At 69.3% G+C, this 18,287-nt stretch carries 20 protein-coding genes; 12 read left to right on the top strand and 8 right to left on the bottom strand.

Translation table 11 applies throughout. The annotated features are described in order from the left end of the window. Positions 1 to 64 precede the first annotated feature (64 nt). Together AB0M48_RS00700 and AB0M48_RS00695 are read left to right on the top strand one after the other, a co-directional pair. Positions 65 to 1,522: an FAD-binding protein gene (locus tag AB0M48_RS00700; RefSeq protein WP_363834884.1), complete on the top strand. Its 1,458-nt coding sequence runs from the start codon at positions 65 to 67 to the stop codon at positions 1,520 to 1,522. Beyond that, positions 1,516 to 2,286: a 2-keto-4-pentenoate hydratase gene (locus AB0M48_RS00695; protein WP_363834881.1), complete on the top strand. Its 771-nt coding sequence runs from the start codon at positions 1,516 to 1,518 to the stop codon at positions 2,284 to 2,286. Before AB0M48_RS00700 ends, AB0M48_RS00695 begins: the two co-directional genes overlap by 7 nt. Positions 2,287 to 2,318: 32 nt before the next feature. On the opposite strand, the gene AB0M48_RS00690 is transcribed toward AB0M48_RS00695, so the two are convergent. Further along, positions 2,319 to 3,476, bottom strand: coding sequence for an RNA-guided endonuclease TnpB family protein (locus AB0M48_RS00690; RefSeq protein WP_363834878.1), 1,158 nt, complete (start codon positions 3,474 to 3,476; stop codon positions 2,319 to 2,321). Positions 3,477 to 3,640: 164 nt separating this feature from the next. Here AB0M48_RS00690 and AB0M48_RS00685 point away from each other — a divergent pair, with 164 nt between their 5' ends. From AB0M48_RS00685 to hsaB, 6 genes are read left to right on the top strand one after another with little or no spacing between them, the layout of a single operon-like run. Further along, entirely contained in the window at positions 3,641 to 4,540 is a 900-nt protein-coding gene (locus AB0M48_RS00685) for an acetaldehyde dehydrogenase (acetylating) (RefSeq protein WP_363834875.1), read from the top strand. Next, complete coding sequence (dmpG, locus tag AB0M48_RS00680) at positions 4,494 to 5,516, top strand: 4-hydroxy-2-oxovalerate aldolase (protein ID WP_363834872.1); 1,023 nt, start codon at positions 4,494 to 4,496, stop codon at positions 5,514 to 5,516. The genes AB0M48_RS00685 and dmpG overlap by 47 nt, the downstream gene beginning before the upstream one ends. Next, the gene (gene hsaA / locus AB0M48_RS00675) at positions 5,513 to 6,679 is read left to right on the top strand and encodes a 3-hydroxy-9,10-secoandrosta-1,3,5(10)-triene-9,17-dione monooxygenase oxygenase subunit (RefSeq protein WP_363834869.1); all 1,167 of its coding nucleotides are present in this window, start codon (positions 5,513 to 5,515) and stop codon (positions 6,677 to 6,679) included. The genes dmpG and hsaA overlap by 4 nt, the downstream gene beginning before the upstream one ends. 10 nt (positions 6,680 to 6,689) lie before the next feature. Next, on the top strand, positions 6,690 to 7,499 hold the full coding sequence (hsaD, locus tag AB0M48_RS00670; RefSeq protein ID WP_363834866.1) for a 4,5:9,10-diseco-3-hydroxy-5,9,17-trioxoandrosta-1(10),2-diene-4-oate hydrolase: 810 nt from the start codon (positions 6,690 to 6,692) through the stop codon (positions 7,497 to 7,499). After that, positions 7,499 to 8,401, top strand: coding sequence for an iron-dependent extradiol dioxygenase HsaC (gene hsaC / locus AB0M48_RS00665; protein ID WP_363834863.1), 903 nt, complete (start codon positions 7,499 to 7,501; stop codon positions 8,399 to 8,401). The genes hsaD and hsaC overlap by 1 nt, the downstream gene beginning before the upstream one ends. Then, positions 8,365 to 8,937, top strand: a complete 573-nt coding sequence (gene hsaB, locus AB0M48_RS00660) for a 3-hydroxy-9,10-secoandrosta-1,3,5(10)-triene-9,17-dione monooxygenase reductase subunit (RefSeq protein ID WP_363834860.1) — start codon at positions 8,365 to 8,367, stop codon at positions 8,935 to 8,937. Before hsaC ends, hsaB begins: the two co-directional genes overlap by 37 nt. 153 nt (positions 8,938 to 9,090) lie before the next feature. Here hsaB and AB0M48_RS00655 read toward each other — a convergent pair whose 3' ends face one another. Next, on the bottom strand, positions 9,091 to 9,903 hold the full coding sequence (locus AB0M48_RS00655; protein WP_363834857.1) for a class I SAM-dependent methyltransferase: 813 nt from the start codon (positions 9,901 to 9,903) through the stop codon (positions 9,091 to 9,093). A 42-nt stretch (positions 9,904 to 9,945) separates the two neighbouring features. Here AB0M48_RS00655 and AB0M48_RS00650 point away from each other — a divergent pair, with 42 nt between their 5' ends. Then, a complete protein-coding gene (locus tag AB0M48_RS00650; protein ID WP_363834854.1) occupies positions 9,946 to 10,329 on the top strand; it encodes a helix-turn-helix domain-containing protein in 384 nt (127 codons plus the stop codon). 25 nt (positions 10,330 to 10,354) lie between these two features. Here AB0M48_RS00650 and AB0M48_RS00645 read toward each other — a convergent pair whose 3' ends face one another. The 6 genes from AB0M48_RS00645 to AB0M48_RS00620 all read right to left on the bottom strand — a co-directional run bounded on the left by AB0M48_RS00645 (position 10,355) and on the right by AB0M48_RS00620 (position 15,789). After that, a complete protein-coding gene (locus AB0M48_RS00645; RefSeq protein WP_363834851.1) occupies positions 10,355 to 10,531 on the bottom strand; it encodes a hypothetical protein in 177 nt (58 codons plus the stop codon). Between the two features lie 105 nt (positions 10,532 to 10,636). Further along, positions 10,637 to 11,599, bottom strand: a complete 963-nt coding sequence (locus AB0M48_RS00640; RefSeq protein WP_363834847.1) for an acyl-CoA dehydrogenase family protein — start codon at positions 11,597 to 11,599, stop codon at positions 10,637 to 10,639. Then, positions 11,596 to 12,399 (bottom strand): acyl-CoA dehydrogenase family protein, encoded by an 804-nt coding sequence (locus AB0M48_RS00635; RefSeq protein ID WP_363834845.1) that lies wholly within the window; start codon positions 12,397 to 12,399, stop codon positions 11,596 to 11,598. The genes AB0M48_RS00640 and AB0M48_RS00635 overlap by 4 nt, the downstream gene beginning before the upstream one ends. Further along, entirely contained in the window at positions 12,396 to 13,487 is a 1,092-nt protein-coding gene (locus AB0M48_RS00630) for an acyl-CoA dehydrogenase family protein (protein WP_363834842.1), read from the bottom strand. The genes AB0M48_RS00635 and AB0M48_RS00630 overlap by 4 nt, the downstream gene beginning before the upstream one ends. Further along, positions 13,487 to 14,317 carry an enoyl-CoA hydratase gene (locus tag AB0M48_RS00625; RefSeq protein ID WP_363834840.1) on the bottom strand — a complete coding sequence of 277 codons (831 nt, stop codon included), beginning with the start codon at positions 14,315 to 14,317 and terminating at the stop codon, positions 13,487 to 13,489. Before AB0M48_RS00625 ends, AB0M48_RS00630 begins: the two co-directional genes overlap by 1 nt. After that, positions 14,314 to 15,789, bottom strand: a complete 1,476-nt coding sequence (locus AB0M48_RS00620; RefSeq protein ID WP_363834838.1) for a FadD3 family acyl-CoA ligase — start codon at positions 15,787 to 15,789, stop codon at positions 14,314 to 14,316. The genes AB0M48_RS00625 and AB0M48_RS00620 overlap by 4 nt, the downstream gene beginning before the upstream one ends. Before the next feature lie 55 nt (positions 15,790 to 15,844). On the opposite strand from AB0M48_RS00620, the gene AB0M48_RS00615 reads away from it, so the two are divergent. From AB0M48_RS00615 to AB0M48_RS00605, 3 genes are read left to right on the top strand one after another with little or no spacing between them, the layout of a single operon-like run. Then, positions 15,845 to 16,918, top strand: coding sequence for an acyl-CoA dehydrogenase family protein (locus AB0M48_RS00615; RefSeq protein WP_363834835.1), 1,074 nt, complete (start codon positions 15,845 to 15,847; stop codon positions 16,916 to 16,918). Beyond that, the gene (locus AB0M48_RS00610) at positions 16,915 to 17,658 is read left to right on the top strand and encodes an SDR family oxidoreductase (RefSeq protein WP_363834831.1); all 744 of its coding nucleotides are present in this window, start codon (positions 16,915 to 16,917) and stop codon (positions 17,656 to 17,658) included. The genes AB0M48_RS00615 and AB0M48_RS00610 overlap by 4 nt, the downstream gene beginning before the upstream one ends. 14 nt (positions 17,659 to 17,672) lie before the next feature. Beyond that, positions 17,673 to 18,269 (top strand): TetR/AcrR family transcriptional regulator, encoded by a 597-nt coding sequence (locus tag AB0M48_RS00605; protein WP_363834828.1) that lies wholly within the window; start codon positions 17,673 to 17,675, stop codon positions 18,267 to 18,269. Positions 18,270 to 18,287: the final 18 nt, after the last annotated feature.

The following is an 18,287-nucleotide window of genomic DNA, read 5'->3' as shown; positions in this document are numbered from 1 at the left end:
GTTCCAGGCAAGTCGACTCACCAAGAACCTGTTTCTGACCAAGAACCTGTTCCAGGAGGGTTGCGTGGAGGTCACCGCTGACGTGGTCGTCATCGGCTTTGGCGCGGCCGGCGCGTGCGCCGCCGTCGAGGCCGCGACGGCCGGTGCGTCCGTGGTGGTGCTGGACCGCTTCGCCGGTGGCGGCGCGACCGCGTTGTCCGGCGGCGTCGTCTACGCGGGCGGCGGGACGCGGCAGCAGGTCGAGGCCGGTGTCACCGACTCGGTCGACGCGATGTACTCCTACCTGAGGCACGAGGTCCGCGACGCGGTGTCGCCGGAGACCCTGCGGCGGTTCTGCGAGGACAGCGCCAAGATGCTGGCGTGGCTGGAGGACCAGGGCGTCCCGTTCGACGCGCGGGTCTCGCCGTTCAAGACCTCGTACCCGACCGACGACCACTACCTGTACCTCTCGGGCAGTGAGGACGCCTGGCCCGATCCGGCGCCGCGCGGGCATCGGACCAGGGCGAAAGGCACGTCGGGCAAGGTCTTCTTCACCCGCTTGGCCGAGGCGGCCCAGCGCGCGGGCGTGCGGATCATGCCGCAGACCCGCGCGGTCGAGCTCATCGTCGCGGACGGCCGGGTGACGGGCGTCCGGTGCCGGACCCTCACCGGTCTTCCCCGTGTTCTGCACAGCGCGTTGTCCAAGGCGGGCGCCAAACCCTGGCTCTACTACCCGCCGCTGGGCAGGAGGCTGTTCGGGCTGGCAGCGTGGCTCGAACGGTTCGGCCGGCCGCTGGTGGTCCACGCCGGGCAGGGCGTGGTCATCGCGGCCGGCGGCTTCATCTCCGACCGGGCCCTGGTCCACGAGCACGCACCGGCCCACCGCGGCGGCCTCGCGCTGGGCACGCCCGGCGACGACGGCGGCGGGATCCGGCTCGGCGTCGCCGCCGGTGGCAGGACCGCGCGCATGGACAAGATCTCGGTGTGGCGGTTCGTCACGCCGCCGAGCGCGTTGCAGCGCGGGGTCCTGGTCGACTCGGCCGGGCAGCGGTTCGGTGACGCGACCCGCTACGGCGCGGCCATCGGGGGCGAGATCGTCGAGCGCGGTGGCAAGGCCTGGCTGCTGATCGACGACGAGATCCTGCGGACCGCGCGCGCCCAGGTGAAGACGCAGACGGCACCGTTCCAGCGCTGGCAGGTCCGCTACCTGCTCGGCCGCGGCCTCGTCACCGCGCCGACGATCGAGGAGGTCGCGGCCAAGGCCGGAATCGCGCCGCCCGAACCGTTCGGGACGCCGCCCTATTCGTTGATCAACGTGTCGGTGCGCGCGGGGTTCGGCTACCCGTGCCCGATGCTCACGCTCGGCGGACTCGTCGTGGACGAGGACACCGGTCAGGTGCGAGGAGTCGCGGGCCTGTACGCGGCCGGCCGATCGGCGGTCGGGGTGTGCTCGGAGTCCTACGTCAGCGGCCTCGCGCTCGCCGACTGCGTCTTCTCGGGCCGCCGGGCAGGGCACCACGCAGCGAAGGAGGCCAGGTGCTGACGATCCAGTCCAGGGAGGCGGCGGCCGAGTTGCTGCGCGCGGCGGAACGCGACCGCGTGCCGATCAGACCGCTGGTGGAGCTGTATCCCGACATCGACGTCGTCGACGCGTACGAGATCCAGCTGCTCAACGTCCGCCACCGCAACCGGGACGTGATTGGCCACAAGGTCGGGCTCTCGTCACTCGCGATGCAGCAGATGATGGGCGTGGACGAACCCGACTACGGCCACCTGCTCGACGACATGCAGCTGGCCGGCACCGCGGACGCCTCCGCGTACCTGTACCCGCGCGTCGAGGTGGAGATCGCGTTCCTGCTGGCCCGCGATCTGCCCGGCGAGGGCTGCACGGTCGAGGACGTGCTCGACGCCACCGAGTTCGTCGCACCGGCCATCGAGCTGATCGACAGCCGGATCGAGAACTGGCGGATCGGCCTGCAGGACACCATCGCGGACAACGCCTCGTCGGCCGGGTTCATGCTCGGCTCCGAGCGCGTGCGTCCGTCCGAACTGGACATAGGTGCCGTCGCGGCCACCCTGCGCCGCAACGGTGACATCGTCGCCGAAGGACGTGGTGACGCCGTGCTGGGCGATCCGGCGATCGCGGTGGCGTGGCTGGCCGCGAAGGTCGCGAGCTTCGGCGTCCGGTTGCTGGCCGGCGACATCGTGCTGCCCGGTTCGTGCACGCGCGCCATCGACGCGAGGCCTGGTGACGAGTTCCACGCCGAGTTCGCTGGACTCGGCTCCGTAGACCTGAAATTCGATTGACTTTGCTCCATCACCTTGCGGCGAAGGAACCCCTAAGGGCTGCGCCTCACGGCGCAGGCTTCCTGATTCACAGCCGATCGCGGAAGGGAGGACCCTTGTCGACTTACATCAGCTCCACAGGCATCACCCGATGTGTTTCGGGCTACGGCTTGACCAGCCGCAAGGATGTTCTTCGCCGCGTTGAAATCCCGGTCGTGCCGGGCGCGGCAACTCGGGCACGACCAGTGCCGAGCGGACAAAGCCAGTTCAGACAGCAGGTACCCGCATGCCGAGCAGGTCTTGGTCGAGGGGTACCACCGGTTGACCACGACCAGTGTGCGGCCAGTGCGTGCAGACTTGTATTCCAGCTGACGCTTGAGCTCGCCCCAACTCGCGTCGGAAATGGCGCGTGCTACACGTCTGTTGCGCCTCATTCCTGCGACGTTGAGGTCTTCGACGGCGATGAAGTCGGCCGAACGCACGAGGTTCGTCGTCGTGCGGTGCAGGAAGTCCTGCCGTGCGTTGCGAATTTTCCGATGGATGCGAGCTACTTTGGCCTTCGCTTTACGGCGGTTGTTGCTTCCCCGTCTGCAGCGAGCCATTCGGCGCTGGTACCGAGCGAGGTTGCGCACCCTGCGGGCGAGGTGCCGCGGATTGGCGATCCGCAGGCCGTCACTGGTGACCAGGAGGTCTGTCAAACCCAGGTCGATCCCGATTGCATGGCCTGCAGGTGTGGCGGGCGTAGATGTCTCGGTCTCAACAGCAAAGGTGACGTACCAGCGTTCGTCAGGTTCTCGGGTGACAACCACCGTCGTCGGGTCGACCTTGGTCACGTCCACGCCGCCGAACGACCATACGAATCGCAGCGGCAGTTTGGTCTTGGCGAGGGACAGCACGCCGTTCTGCATTCGGAACGCGGAGCGCGTGTAGTGCGCACATTGGCGGCCGTTGCGGGACTTGAACCTCGGATAGCGCGCCCGCTTGGCGAAGAAGTTTTGAAACGCCGCGTGCTGATGGCGGAGTGTCTGCTGCAGCGGCACCGAGGAGACTTCCGAGAGGAAGGACAGGTGCTCGGTGCGTTTCCACTCCGTGAGTGTGGCGGATGTCTGGTTGTACGAAGTGCGCACACCTTCTTCACGGTAGCGGCGGCACCGTTCGCTCAAGGCCTTGTTCCACACCAGACGGACGCAACCGAAAGTGCGGTTGAACACCGCAGCTTGTTCGGGGGTCGGGTAAGCCCGGCACCTGTATGCCGTCCGCACAAGAGCAATCTACAGGGAGCCATGATGAGTACGACGCCGGACCGTTGGATTGCGCAGCGCGCCTCTGGCGGAGGCGATGTCTCGCCCCGGCTTGAACGCCACGAGAGCTACTGGTGGTTTCTGTGAAGGCGGCCATCGTCGGCTCCGGCAACATCGGCACCGACCTGCTCTACAAGCTCCTGCGCTCGCCGGTGCTGGAACCGCGCTGGATGGTGGGCATCGACCCGGCCAGCGAGGGACTGCGGCGCGCGGCCGATCACGGCCTCGAGGTCTCGGTCGACGGCGCGGAGTGGTTGCTGCGCCAGGACGAGCTCCCGGACGTCGTCTTCGAGGCGACGTCCGCGGCGGTGCACCGGGCCAACGCCCCGCGCTACGCCGAGGCGGGCGTCCGGGCGATCGACCTGACACCGGCCGCCGTCGGGCCGTACGTCGTGCCGCCGGTGAACCTCGGCGAGCACCAGGACGCGCCCAACATCAACCTGATCACGTGCGGTGGCCAGGCCACCATTCCCATGGTGCACGCCGTTTCGCGGGTGGTTCCGGTGTCGTACGCGGAGATCGTCGCGAGCGTCGCGTCGGTGTCGGCGGGACCGGGTACTCGGGCCAACATCGACGAGTTCACCCGCACGACCAGCCGGGGCATCGAGGAGATCGGCGGGGCAAGCCGCGGCAAGGCGATCATCGTGCTCAACCCGGCCGACCCGCCGATGATCATGCGCGACACGATCTTCTGCGCGATTCCCGAGGACGCCGATCCGGATCCGATCACGGACTCGATCGCCCGGATGGAGACCGACATCCGTTCGTACGTGCCGGGGTTCCGGCTGCTGCGCGAACCCCAGTTCGACGCCGGCCGGGTGGCGATCTTCGTGGAAGTCGCGGGAGCGGGCGACTTCCTGCCGGAGTACGCCGGGAACCTCGACATCATGACGGCCGCCGCGACCAAGGTGGGGGAGGAGATCGCCCGTGCGGCAACGTCCGAGTCTGCGGCTGACCGACACGTCACTGCGTGACGGCTCGCATCACAAGCGGCACCAGTTCACGGTGGACGACGTGCGCTCGATCGTCGCGGCACTCGACGGCGCCGGGGTGCCGGTGATCGAGGTGACGCACGGCGACGGGCTGGGCGGGTCGTCGTTCAACTACGGCTTCAGCCACACGCCCGAGCAGGAACTGATCAAGGTCGCGGCCGAGACGGCCCGGCAGGCCAAGATCGCCGTGCTGATGCTGCCGGGTGTCGGGGTGAAGGACGACATCCTGGTGTCGCAGGACAACGGCGCCTCGATCGTCCGGATCGCCACGCACTGCACCGAGGCCGACGTGTCCGTGCAGCACTTCGCATTGGCTCGCGAACGTGGCCTGGAGACCGTCGGCTTCCTGATGATGGCGCACTCGCAGCCACCGGAGGCGTTGGCTCGCCAGGCGAGGATCATGGCCGACGCGGGGTGTCAGTGCGTCTACGTGGTCGACTCGGCCGGTGCTTTGGTGCTGGAGCAGGTTTCCGAGCGGGTCGAGGCACTGGTCGCCGAGCTGGGTTCCGATGCCCAGGTCGGCTTCCACGGGCACGAGAACCTCGGGCTGAGCGTCGCGAACTCCGTTGCCGCGGCACGGGCGGGCGCGAAGCAGATCGACGGCAGCGTGCGCGGATTCGGGGCAGGCGCGGGGAACACGCCCCTGGAGGCGTTCGTCGGGGTGTGCGACAAGCTGGGGTTCGAGACAGGCGTCGACTTCTTCAAGATCGTGGACGCGGCCGAGGACGTCGTCCGGCCCGTCATGCCCGAGGAGTGCCTGCTCGACCGGATGGCGCTGATGATGGGGTACGCGGGCGTCTACTCCAGCTTCCTCAAACACGCGTACACGCAGGCGCAACGCTATGGCGTGTCCGGCGCGCAGATCCTCGTGAGGGCGGGCGAACGCAAGCTCGTCGGCGGGCAAGAGGACCAGCTGATCGACATCGCACTGGAGCTGAGCAGGGAGAAAGTCCGATGAGCGAGGAAATCCTCGGCAAGGTGCGCGAACTGCTGCCCGCGCTGGCCGACCGCGCGGCCGAGGCGGAGGAACTGCGCAAGGTGCCGCCGGAGTCGGTGAAGGCGTTGCAGGAGACCGGGTTCTTCCGGATGCTGCAGCCCGTGCGGTACGGCGGCTTCGAGTCGCACCCGCTCGACTTCTACACCGCGGTCAGGATGATCGGCAGCGCGTGCGGGTCCACGGGCTGGGTCGCGTCCGTGCTGGGCGTGCACCCGTGGCACGTGGGGCTGTTCGACGTGGCGGCGCAGGACGAGGTGTTCGGCGAGGACCAGGACACCCGGATCTCGTCCTCCTACGCGCCGACGGGCCGTGCGACCGCCGTGGAGGGCGGCTTCCGGTTCAGCGGCAAGTGGAGCTTCTCCTCCGGCTGCGACCACGCGACGTGGGTGCTGCTCGGCGGCCTCGTGATGAACGACGAGGGCAAGCCGGTCGACTTCCGGACGTTCCTGCTGCCGATCGCCGACTACACGATCAACGACGTGTGGGACACGGTCGGTCTGCGCGGTACGGGCAGCAACGACATCGTGGTGGACGACGTGTTCGTGCCGGAGCACCGCACGTTGAGCATGGCCCACACGGCTCGGTGCGTCTGTCCTGGCCAGGAGGTCAATCCCGGCCCGCTGTTCCGCATGCCGTACGGGACGATCCACCCGTACGCGATCACCGCGCCGATGATCGGCATGGCGACCGGCGCGTACGACGTGCACGTCACCGCGACCCGCGAGCGCGTCCGGGCCGCCTACCTGGGCGAGAAATCGGTCGACGACCCGTTCGCCCAGGTGCGGATCGCCACCGCGGCCAGTGACATCGACACCGCGTGGTGGCAGCTGGAGAAGGACATCAACGACGAGTGGGCGCACGCCGTCGCCGGCACGAAGATCCCGATCGAGATGCGGCTGCGGGCCCGGCGCGACCAGGTGCTCGGCAGCGCGCGGGCGATCTCCGCGATCGACCGGCTCTTCGAGAGCGCGGGCGGCAAGGCGATCAACGCCGGCCTGCCGTTGCCGCGGTTCTGGCGCGACGCGCACGCCGCACGCGTGCACGCGGCCAACGACCCAGAGCGCGTGCTCGTGTTGTACGGCAAGAACGAGCTCGGCATCCAGGTCCGCGACGGCTTGTTCTGAGGAGGCGTTGATGAGCGTGCGGTTGCACTATCACGAAGCCGGTTCCGGCAACGCGGAAACACTGGTCATGCTGCACGGCGGCGGGCCTGGAGCGTCGTCTCTCAGCAACTTCCGCGCGAACATTCCGGTGTTCGCGAAGTCGTTCCGCGTGCTGGCGGTCGACCTGCCCGGCTACGGTCAGTCGGACAAGCCGGCCGAGCACGACCAGTACTTCTCCTTCGCCTCCAGGGCGTTGAAGGACCTGCTCGACTCGCTGGAGGTCGAGCAGGCGCACATCCTGGGCAACTCGCTCGGTGGTGGCACGGCGGTCCGGTTCGCCCTGGACCACGGCAAGCGCGCCGGTCGGCTCGTGTTGATGGGGCCGGGCGGGTTGTCGCTGAACGTCTTCTCGCCCGATCCGACCGAGGGCGTGCGCAAGCTCAGCGCGTTCGCCAGGACACCCACGCGGGAGAAGATCGAGGAGTTCCTGCGGATCATGGTGTTCGACCAGTCCCTGATCACCGAGGAGCTGATCGACGAACGGTTCGAGGCCGCGCGGCAGCCGGAGTCGTTGCGCGCCATGGCCGCGCTGGGCAAGTCGTTCTCCGGCCCGGACTTCGAGCAGGGCATGCTCTGGCGTGAGGCCTACAAGCTGCGCCAGCGGGTGTTGCTGGTGTGGGGCCGCGAGGACCGGGTGAACCCGCTGGACGGCGCGTTGCTGGCGACGAAGCTGATCCCGCGTGCGCAGCTGCACGTGTTCGGCGGGTGCGGGCACTGGGCGCAGCTGGAGAAGTTCGACGAGTTCAACAGGCTCGCCCTCGACTTCCTGACGGAGGCGTGATGAGCATCCGGTCGCTGGGCTATCTCCGCATCGAGGCCACCGACATGGACCGGTGGCGCGAGTTCGGGCTCAAGGTCCTCGGCATGGTGGAGGGCAAGGGTTCCACTCCCGGTGCGCTCTACCTGCGGATGGACGACTTCCCGGCGCGGCTGGTGATCGTGCCGGGTTCGGCGGACCGCCTGCAGGCCTCCGGGTGGGAGGCCGCCACCGAGGCCGAGCTGGACGAGGTCGCGAAACGGCTGGCCTCGGCCGGTGTCGCGTACGTCGAAGGCTCGGCCGAGGACCTGGCCGAGCGGCGCGTGAACGGGCTGATCCGGTTCGAGGACCCGTCCGGGAACGTGCTGGAGGTCTTCCACGGCGCGGCCTTGGAGCACCGGCGCGTGGTGTCGCCGTATGGGCACCGGTTCGTGACGGAGGAGCAGGGGCTCGGGCACGTCGTGCTGTCCACTTCGGACGACGAGGCCGCGCTGCACTTCTACCGCGACGTGCTGGGGTTCCGGCTGCGCGACTCGATGCGCCTGCCCCCGCAGTTCGTCGGCAGGCCCGCCGACGGACCGCCCGCGTGGCTGCGGTTCTTCGGCTGCAACCCGCGCCACCACAGCCTCGCGTTCCTGCCGATGCCGACGCCGAGCGGGATCGTGCACCTGATGGTCGAGGTCGAGAACACCGACGACGTGGGCCTGACGCTGGACCGGGCGATCCGCAGGAAGGTGCCCATGTCGGCGACCCTGGGCCGCCACGTGAACGACCTGATGCTGTCGTTCTACATGAAGACGCCCGGCGGGTTCGACGTCGAGTTCGGTTGCGAGGGACGGCAGGTCGACGATGAGGACTGGATCGCACGCGAGAGCACGGCGGTGAGCCTGTGGGGACACGACTTCAGCGTGGGCGTCCGGAAGTAGGAGCCCGCTACCGTTCCGTTCTCGGTCACTTCTGCACCGGGGTGACCGTGGTGACCGGCATGTCGGCCGAAGGACCTGTCGGGTTCGCCTGTCAGGCGTTCGCGGCGCTGTCCCTGGACCCGCCGCTGGTGCTGTTCTGTCCACAACGGACCTCGCGCAGCTGGGCGGCGATCGCCTCGGCCGGCTCGTTCTGCGTGAACGTGCTGGCGGAAGACCAGCGCGAGGTCTCGACGGTGTTCGGCAGGGCGGGCACGGACAAGTTCTCCACCGTGTCGTGGACGCCTTCCCCGACCGGCGCCCCGGTGCTCGACGGCGCGCTGACTTGGGTCGACTGCCGGGTGTCGGTCGTGCACGAGGCCGGCGACCACCACGTGGTCGTCGGCTCGGTCGTCGAACTGGGCCCGGTGCGCGAGGCGCAGCCGCTGCTGTTCTACCGCGGCCGCTACGCCTCGCACGCCGAACTGGACCCCCGCGGCTGGTCCGGTGAGGTCCTCGACAACCTGCTGACCTGGCAGCGCCAGTCAGAGTGGAGTTAGTGCTGTGACCGCCGACCTCCACCGCGTCTTCCGGCGCTCAGCAGGACACCTCGCGGCACCGGCCCCGCGCCCCCGTACAACCAGTACGAGGACGCGGGGCCGGCACCACGATGTGCCCGTCTGCCCGTCGAAAGACGGGGCGAAGGCCGACGGTCACAGCACTCGCGCGGTGACCTGCCACACCGCGGCCGGAATCCGCACCTCGTCCCCGTGCACGAAGCCGTCGAACGCGCCCCGGACGTTGCTCATGATCCGGGGCCGTTCGGACTCCGCGGCTGCCTTGAGCGCACGGGAGATCGGTCCGAGGTTGCTCAGGTACGGAATCAGCAGCTCCTCGGGCAAGGCGCGGACCTGGTCCACCGGACGGATGTCGATCCCGCCCCAGCCCGCCTCTTCGAGGATCTTGCGCGTCTTGCCGGGGTCGGCGAAGGCGAACGGCCCTGGTCCGTCCGGGTCCGGCACCGGCGCGTCCGGCAGCAGCGGGGCCGCGAACCTGTTCGCGGCGGTCATGAACGGGTTCTCGTCCGCGGTGCGCCACGTGATGAAGCACAGCTCGCCTCCCGGCGACGTGGCTCGCAGCAGGTTGCGGAAGGCGGCCGTGGGGTCGTCGAAGAACATGACCCCGAACCTGCTCACGATCAGGTCGAAGCTCTCGTCGAACGTGTGCACCTGGGCATCGGCCAGGAGGTACTCCGCTTGTCCGTGCTCACGCGCCGCGGCGAGCATCGTCTCGGAGATGTCGACGCCCACACAGGTCGCACCCGTGGCCTCGGCGATCGCCCTCGTGACCCCACCCGTGCCGCACCCGACGTCGAGAACCCGTTCGCGCGGTCGTTCGAGCGCGACCTGGACGAGCAGGTCCTGGAACGGGCGGAGCATCAGGTCGACGATGTCCTGCACGTTCGCCCAGCCCTGCCCCGCCGCGTTCCACCAGGCCGCCTGCTCGCTGTTCACCTCAGATGTCATGCTCTTACCGTCCTACTTCAAGTCGGCTTGAGGTCAAGTGTCGTGGACGAGATCGGTATCGGCGAGGTGGTGCGGCGCTCCGGCGTGCCCGCCTCGACCCTGCGTTACTACGAGGAGCGGGGCCTGATCACCTGCGTGCGCCGCCAAGGCCTCGCACGGGTGTTCTCGGTCGCCGTGCTGGAGCAACTGGCGTTGATCGGCGTCTGCCGCACGGCGGGGTTCTCGCTGGAGGAGATCCTGCTGATGTTCTCGCCGGACGGCCGCCCGTCGCCGAACCGCGAGATGCTCGCGGCCAAGGCCGACGAGCTGGACGCGACGATCCGGAAGCTCGCGTTGATGCGCGACGACCTGCGGCACGCGGCGGCCTGCACGGCGCCGACGCACATGGAGTGCCCGACGTTCCGGCGCGTGCTGGGCCAGGCCTGAGCGCGCTGCCGTCAACGCTCTCCCGTCAGGAGTCCACGTGCTGGGCGATGGCGGGGTGGAGTCCAGCGAGTTCTCCCCGGAGGAAGTCGACGGTGTGCCCGTCAGCGGTCCACTCGCGGCATCCGTCACCGCCGCAGCGTCGGGCGAGATCGGTCTCCTCGTCCAGCCGTGCGCTGAGGAACGTCACGAGGTCTTGAGCCATCGGGTCATCCTGAGCGAGGCGCCGAGTCCCGGTCGACCGTCTTTCCCGAAGAGGCCGCAGCCAGCCGGCTCGGAGATCCTTCTGGGGCGCCCCGTGGACAGCGGGTCAGATCTTGGCCCGCAGCCGTTCGAGGTGCACGGCCGGGCTGCCGAACAGCTGTCCACTGCCGTGCGCCCGCTTGAGGTACAGGTGCGCGTCGTGCTCCCAGGTGATCGCGATGCCGCCGTGCAACTGGACCATCTCGGCGGCGACCTTGAAGAACGCCTCCGAGCAGTAGACCTTCGCCACCGCCGCGGACACCTCGTCGTCCGCGGCCGAAGCGGCTGACCGTGCGGTCTCCACCAGGACGTGCAGGTCCGCCATGCGGTGCTTCAAAGCCTGGAACGAGCCGATCGGCTTGCCGAACTGAACCCTGGTCTTGGTGTACTCGACGGTGAGCTCGAGGGCTCGAGCGGCGGCGCCGACCTGTTCGGCAGCCAGCAGGGACAGTGCGACGTCACGAACCTCGGGTGACCAGCGGCCGAGGCGGGTCGCCGCGCCGTCGGTCAGGTGGATCGTGGCCAGGCGGCGGGTCGGGTCCATCGTCGGTGTGTGCTCGCGGCTGACGCCGGCGAGGTCGATCTCGTACAGGTCGGTGCCGTCGGTGGCGAGGAGGATTTCGGCGAGGTCGCCGTCGAGGACGTAGCGCGCCGTGCCGTTGAAGCTGGTCCGGGCGTTGTCCCACGGCCAGACGAGGGTGGCGGCGGTCCCGTCCGCGATGCGGGGCAGCAGCCGGTCGCACGCCTCCTCGTTGCCCGTCGCCAGCAGTGCCCGGGCCGCCAGCGTCGAGGCCAGCAGCGGGGACGGGGTGAGGGTGCGGCCGAGTTCTTCCAGCACGACGCGGGTCTCGGCCAGGCCGGCGCCGGAACCGCCGTACCGCTCCGGGATCGGGAGCACGCCGATGTCGCACAGGCGTGTCCACACGTCCTTGTCGTGGCCGTGCGGGGTCTCGATGGCCGCGCGGACGTCCGAGTGCTTGTCGAGCAGGCTGCGGACGGCGTCGCGCAACGCGAGTTGTTCCGGTGTCACAACGCCTCCAGCACGCGTGCTCGGTGCATCGACGGACTGCCCCACGCCGTGCGCAGGGCTCGGGTCTGCAACAGGAACCGCCCCAGGTCGTGCTCGGCGGTGTAGCCGATGGCGCCGTGCACCTGCAACGCGGTGCGGGCGGCCTGCCAGGCGGCGTCGGACGTGGCGACCTTGGCGGCCGAGACGTCCCGGGGCGTCATGGTCACGGCCGCGCCGAACACCAGCGGACGGGCGAGCTCGAGGCCGATCAGGACGTTCGCGAGGTGGTGCTTGACCGCCTGGAACTGGCCGATGGGGCGGCCGAACTGGGTGCGGGCCTGGGCGTGGGCGGTGGTCAGTTCGAGCAGGGCGCGGCCCAGCCCGAGGAGCTGCGCCGCGCAGGTCAGGACGCCCAGGTCGAACGCTCGGGCGGCCGGGACGTCGGTGGCGAGCACCGCGCCGGGGGAGAGCACGACCAGACGGCGGCCGAGGTCGACGGACTGGAGTTCGGCAGTGGGGGAGGCCTCGCGGAGGATGTCGCCCTCGACCAGGAAGTACCGGTCGGCTTCGACGGCGTGGGGGACGTGCGGTGGGAAGGCGACCGAGCCGGGACCAGCGCCCAGTGCCGGAAGCACCGCGAGCGACTCGATCAGCGGGCCTGCGACGGCATGGTGTCCCAGCTCCTCGAACACCACCACGAGGTCGACCGGGTCGGTCACCTCGTCCAGCCCGAGCGAGGCCAGGTCCGTCTTCCCCGCGGCCAGGAACCCGTGCAGCACTCCGGCCAGGTCCGTCTGCTCGGACGACAGCGTGAACATCATCGCGGCAGCCCCAGGATTCGTTCGGCGATCACGTTGCGCTGGATTTCGTTGGTGCCGGCGTAGATCGGGCCCGACAGCGAGAACAGCCAGCCGTCCCGCCACCCCGGCGCGACCTCGCCGAGCAGGTCGAGCGCCGTTTCGTGCAGGGCGACGTCCAGTTCGGACCAGAACACCTTCGTGACGCTGGCCGCGGGCCCGGACGGAGGGTGGGCCAGGGCGCCGAACGTGTGGAGGCGGTAGGCCTGCGCGCCGATCCACGCGTCCACGACGCGGTCGCGCAGCGCCGGGTCCGGGTTCTTGCGGTACAGCTCCACCAGCCGGGACGCGGCGGCGGTGAAACGTCCCGGGCTGCGCAGGGTCAGGCCGCGCTCGTTGCCCGCCGTGCTCATCGCCACGCGCCAGCCGTCGCCGACCTCGCCCACGACGTCGCGGTCCGGCACGAACACGTCGTCCAGGAAGACCTCGGCGAAGCCCGGTTCGCCGTCGAGCTGGGCGATCGGGCGCACGGTCACGCCCTCGGACCGCAGGTCGAACAGCAGGTAGGTCAGGCCGCGGTGCCGTTCGCCGGTGCCGGTGCGGAACAGGCCGAACGCCCGGTCCGCGAACGCGGCCCGCGAGCTCCAGGTCTTCTGGCCGCGCAGCAGCCAGCCGCCGTCGCAGCGGACGGCCGTGCTGCGCAACGAAGCCAGGTCGGATCCTGCTTCGGGTTCGGACCAGGCCTGAGCCCACACCTCGTCGCCGCGTGCCATCGAGGGCAGGATCCGGGCGCGTTGCTCGTCGGTGCCGTGCGCGAACAACGTCGGCGCCAGCAGGAAGATGCCGTTCTGGGAGACACGACCGGGCGCGCCCGAAGCGTGGTACTCCTCCTCGAACACCAGCCACTGCAACAGTGAGGCCTCCCGGCCACCGTACGAGGACGGCCACGAGACCACCGACAACCGCTCGGAGGCCAGCAGCCGTTCCCACGAACGGTGCTCCTCGAAGCCCTGTGCGGTGTCCATCGAGGACAGTGGCCGGACGTGCGCCGCCAGCCACGACCGCACCTCGGCCTGGAATTCCAGTGTCGCAGCGTCCAGGTCGAGATCCATCAGCCGGAGGCCTTCTTCATCGCACGGGCGTCCATGCCGGCCAACGCGTCGGAGCTCACCTCGGCGTTGTGCGCGTGCGCGAAGTGGTGCAGGCCGAACACGGAGTCCATCCCGGCCCGCATGCCCATCAGGTCCTCGGACTGGTTGACCGCCTTCTTGGCCAGCGCGAGCCCGAACCGCGGCATCGCCGAAATGCGCCCGGCCAGTTCGAAAGCCGAGGATTCCAGCTCCGCGCGAGGCACGACGCGCGACACCATGCCCCACTCGTAGGCGCGCTGCGCCGAGAAGCGGTCGCCGGTGAACAGCACCTCCTTCGCGGCACGCGGGCCGAGCATCCACGGGTGCGCGAAGTACTCGACGCCCGGAATCCCCATGCGCACCACGGGATCGGCGAAGAAAGCGTCCTCAGCGGCCACGATCAGGTCGCACACCCAGGCCAGCATGAGCCCACCCGCCACGCAGGCGCCCTGCACCATCGCGATCGTCGGCTTCGGGATCTCCCGCCACCGCCGGCACATGCCGAGGTAGACCTCCATCTCGCGCGCGAAGCGGAGGTCACCGCCCTCACGGCCGACGTGGTCCCACCACATCACGGCCTTGCGCTCGAAGGACGTGTCGACATCGCGTCCAGGAGAGCCGATGTCGTGGCCCGCCGAGAAGTGGTCGCCGGCGCCCGCCAGGACGATCACCTTGACCTCGTCGTCGTCCACCGCGCGGGTGAAGGCCTCGTCCAACGCGTAGGTCATCGCCGAGTTCTGCGCGTTGCGGTACTCCGGGCGGTTCATGGTCACGACGGCGACCGCGTCCCGCCGCTCATACGAGACTGTCACGCGTTCTCCTTGCGCAGTTGGGTTTTGAGGACCTTGCCCATCGCGTTGCGCGGGAGTGCCGGGTGGAACTCGACGGCACGCGGCACCTTGTAGTTCGCCAGCCGCTCGCGGCAGAAGGCGATCACCTCGTCCGACGTCAACGAAAACCCAGGTGCCGTCACGATGTGCGCCACCCCGACCTCACCCAGTCGTGAGTCGGCCATCCCGACCACCGCCGACTCCGCGACCCCCGGCAGCCGGGCGAGCGCCTGCTCGACCTCGGCGGGGTAGACGTTGAACCCGCCGCAGATGTACATGTCCTTGAGCCGGTCGGTGATCGAGAGGTAGCCGCGGTCGTCGATCCGTCCGACATCACCCGTGTGCAACCAGCCGTCGGCGTCGACGGCAGCCGCGGTGGCTTCTGGATCGTCGAGGTAGCCGAGCATCACGTTCGGGCCGCGCAACAGCACCTCGTCCCGTTCGCCCAGCTTGAGCTCGAACCCCGCCATCGGCGCGCCGCACGTGTGCGCGACCGTCTCGGGGGAGTCGCCGGGGCGGCACATGGTGGCGACGACGGCTTCGGTCAGCCCGTAGGCGGTGAGCACGGTCAGCGCCAGCTCCTCCCTCAACCGCTCGATCAGCACGACGGGGACGACGGCGGCGCCGGTCACCGCAAGCCGGAGACTGGACAGGTCGAACGAGCCGCGCTCGGGGTGGTCGAGCAACGCCTGGAAGATCGTCGGCGGCCCCGGCAGCACGGTGATCCGTTCCCGTTCGACCAGCCGCATCGTCTTCACGACGTCGAACACGGGCTGCGGCACGATCGTCGCCCCGGTCAGCAGGCAGGCCAGGATCCCGGCCTTGTAACCGAAGGTGTGGAAGAAGGGGTTGACGATCAGATAGCGGTCGGCGGACGTCAGCTCACCGCAGGCGGCCCAGGCCCCGGCCACCCCGATCGACTGCCGGTGCGCGCTCATCGCCCCTTTGCTGCGCCCGGTCGTGCCCGACGTGTACATGACGTCGCACAGCTGGTCCTCCGACAGCTCGGGCAGGTCTGCGTCGGATGCGGTCCAGGAAGCCGGTAATCGCACCACCGCGGGGAGTTCCGGCGACAGCGCCCGCAGTTCCGCCTCTCGGTCACGCCCGAGGAACTCGCCCTCGACGACCAGGACGCGCGCGGCACTGCGCCGCACCACGTCCAACGTCTCTGCGGCGGTGAACCGGGTGTTGATCGGTACCAGAGCCGCGCCCGCACGCAACGCCCCGAGTGCCGCGACGACCCAGTGAGCGGAGTTGGGCGCGCACAAAGCCACCCGATCGCCCGGCCGCACACCCATCCCCACGAGTGCGCGCGCCGCGTCCAGCACCGCCGAACGCAGTTCGGTCCAGGAGAGGCGAACCTCCCCGTCCACCAACGCCTCCGCGTCGATGTACGAAGCAGCAGCGCGGTCGAGCGCGGCTGAAACCGTTTGCCTGCTTGGAACGTCCGCCACAGAAGCCTCCAAGGGGCCCACCAAAGCAAGTGCTTGGTAGGTTAGAGTATGGCGCATGGAGTCCTTCCGGCGCGAGGTGCGGGAATGGTTGTCCGCCAACCTCGTCGGTGAGTTCGCTGAGCTGCGCGGCCTGGGTGGACCGGGCCGCGAGCACGAGGCGTTCGAGGGACGGCTGCGATGGCACCGGCACCTCGCCAGGAGCGGGTGGACGTGCCTGGGCTGGCCCGGTGAGCGCAGCGCGGAGGAACAGGTGATCTTCCACGAGGAGTACGCGGAGGCCGACGCCCCGGCGAAGGTCGACATCGTCGGTGAGGGCCTGCTGGGCCCGACCCTCATCGCGTTCGGCACGCCAGAGCAGAAGGAACGCTTCCTGCCCAGGATCCGCTCGCTGGATGAGCTGTGGTGCCAGGGCTACTCGGAACCCGGCGCCGGCTCGGACCTCGCGTCCGTGCAGACCAGGGCCACCCTCGACGGCGGCCGGTGGGTGATCAACGGCCAGAAGATCTGGACGTCGAACGCGCACTACTCCGACTGGATCTTCGTCCTGTGCCGCACCGAACCCGGCTCGCAACGGCATCAGGGCCTCTCGTACCTCCTCGTGCCGATGGACCAGCCGGGCGTCGAGGTGCGGCCGATCCGCCAGCTCACCGGCACGTCCGAGTTCAACGAGGTCTTCTTCGACGGCGCGGTGACGCCCGAGGAGAACGTGGTCGGTCAGCCGGGCGAGGGCTGGAAGACCGCCATGGCCACGCTGGGTTTCGAGCGCGGCACCGCGATGCTCGGCCACCAGGTGGGCTTCCGCCGCCAGCTCGACGCGATCATGACCAAGGCGCCGCAGGACGAACGCCTCACCAGGGCGTGGCTCGAACTGCACGTCATGCGCTCGCACACGCTGAGAACGCTGAACGACGACCCGGGCCCGGAGGCGTCCGTGCTGAAGCTGTTCTGGGCGGGCTGGCACCGCAGGCTCGGCGAGCTCGCGCTGGACTCGCTCGGTCCCGAGTCGATGATCGACGACAACGAGTGGCAGCGCCTGTTCCTGTTCAGCCGCGCGGAGACGATCTACGGCGGCTCCGACGAGATCCAGCGCGAGATCATCGCCCACCGCGTCCTGGGGCTGCCGCGATGAACGGCCACGACCTGCTCAAGGACAAGATCGTCGTCGTGACGGCCGCGGCGGGCACGGGTATCGGCTCGGCGACCGCCAAACGGTGCCTCGAAGAGGGCGCGACGGTGGTCATCAGCGACTGGCACGAGCGCCGCCTCAAGGAGACCCACGAGGCGCTGGGCACCGACCACGCCGTTCCGTGCGACGTCACGAACGAGCAGCAGGTGCAGCAGCTGATCGACGAGACGGTCGAGCGCTACGGCCGCATCGACGTGATGGTCAACAACGCCGGCCTCGGCGGCGAGAAGTCCGTGCTCGACATGGCGGACGACGAGTGGTCCCGCGTCCTGGACGTCACGCTGAACGGCACCTTCCGCTGCACCAGGGCCGCGCTACGCCAAATGGTCGTCCAACGAAGCGGTGTCGTCGTCAACAACTCCAGTGTGATCGGCTGGCGGGCCCAGAGGGGTCAAGCCCATTACGCCGCAGCGAAAGCGGGAGTCATGGCGCTGACCAGGTGCGCCGCGATGGACGTGGCCGAGCACGGCATCCGGGTGAACGCGGTCGCGCCGAGCTTGGCAGCGCACCCGTTCCTGGCCAAGGTCACCAGTGAGGAGTTGCTGACCGAACTGGCGTCCCGAGAGGCCTTCGGGCGCGCCGCCGAGCCCTGGGAGGTCGCGAATGTGATCGTGTTCCTCGCGAGCGACTACTCGTCGTACCTGACGGGTGAGGTCGTCTCGGTGAGCAGCCAGCACCCGTGAGGAAGGAACGACCGATGAGTAGCCGGAGGGCCGAGCTGCTGGAGCTCGCCGCGAAGATGTTCGCCGAGCGTGGCTACGGGCAGACCACGGTCAGGGACATCGCGGACGCGGCGGGCATCCTGTCCGGCAGCCTCTACCACCACTTCGACTCGAAGGAGTCGATGGTGGACGAGATCCTGCGGACGTTCCTGGACGAGCTGTTCGCGCGCTACCGGGAGGTCGTCGAGGCAGGCCTCGGCCCGAAGCAGACGTTGAAAGCCCTGGTGGTGGCGTCGTTCGAGGCGATCGACACCCGGCACGCCGCGGTCGCGATCTACCAGAACGAGGCCAAGCACCTCACGCCGCTCGAACGGTTCTCCTACATCGAGGACCGCAGCGTGGAGTTCCGCAAGCTGTGGACGGTGCTGCTGGAGGAGGGCATGAGCACGGGCGTGTTCCGCGCCGACCTCGACGTCGACGTGGCTTACCGGTTCATCCGCGACACGGTGTGGGTGGCCGTGCGGTGGTACCGGCCGGACGGCGGGCTGTCCGCTGAAGAGGTGGCCGACCAGTACCTCGCGATCCTGCTCGACGGCATCGCCACGGGCCGGCGGAAGAACTCCAAGACGTAGCAAAGCCGTAGAAGGAGG

The organism is Lentzea sp. NPDC051208, assembly GCF_040682435.1.
GTDB lineage: Bacteria > Actinomycetota > Actinomycetes > Mycobacteriales > Pseudonocardiaceae > Lentzea > Lentzea kristufekii.
The sequence above is the reverse complement of the archived record's forward strand: the minus strand, read 5'-3'. Positions and strand labels throughout refer to the sequence as shown.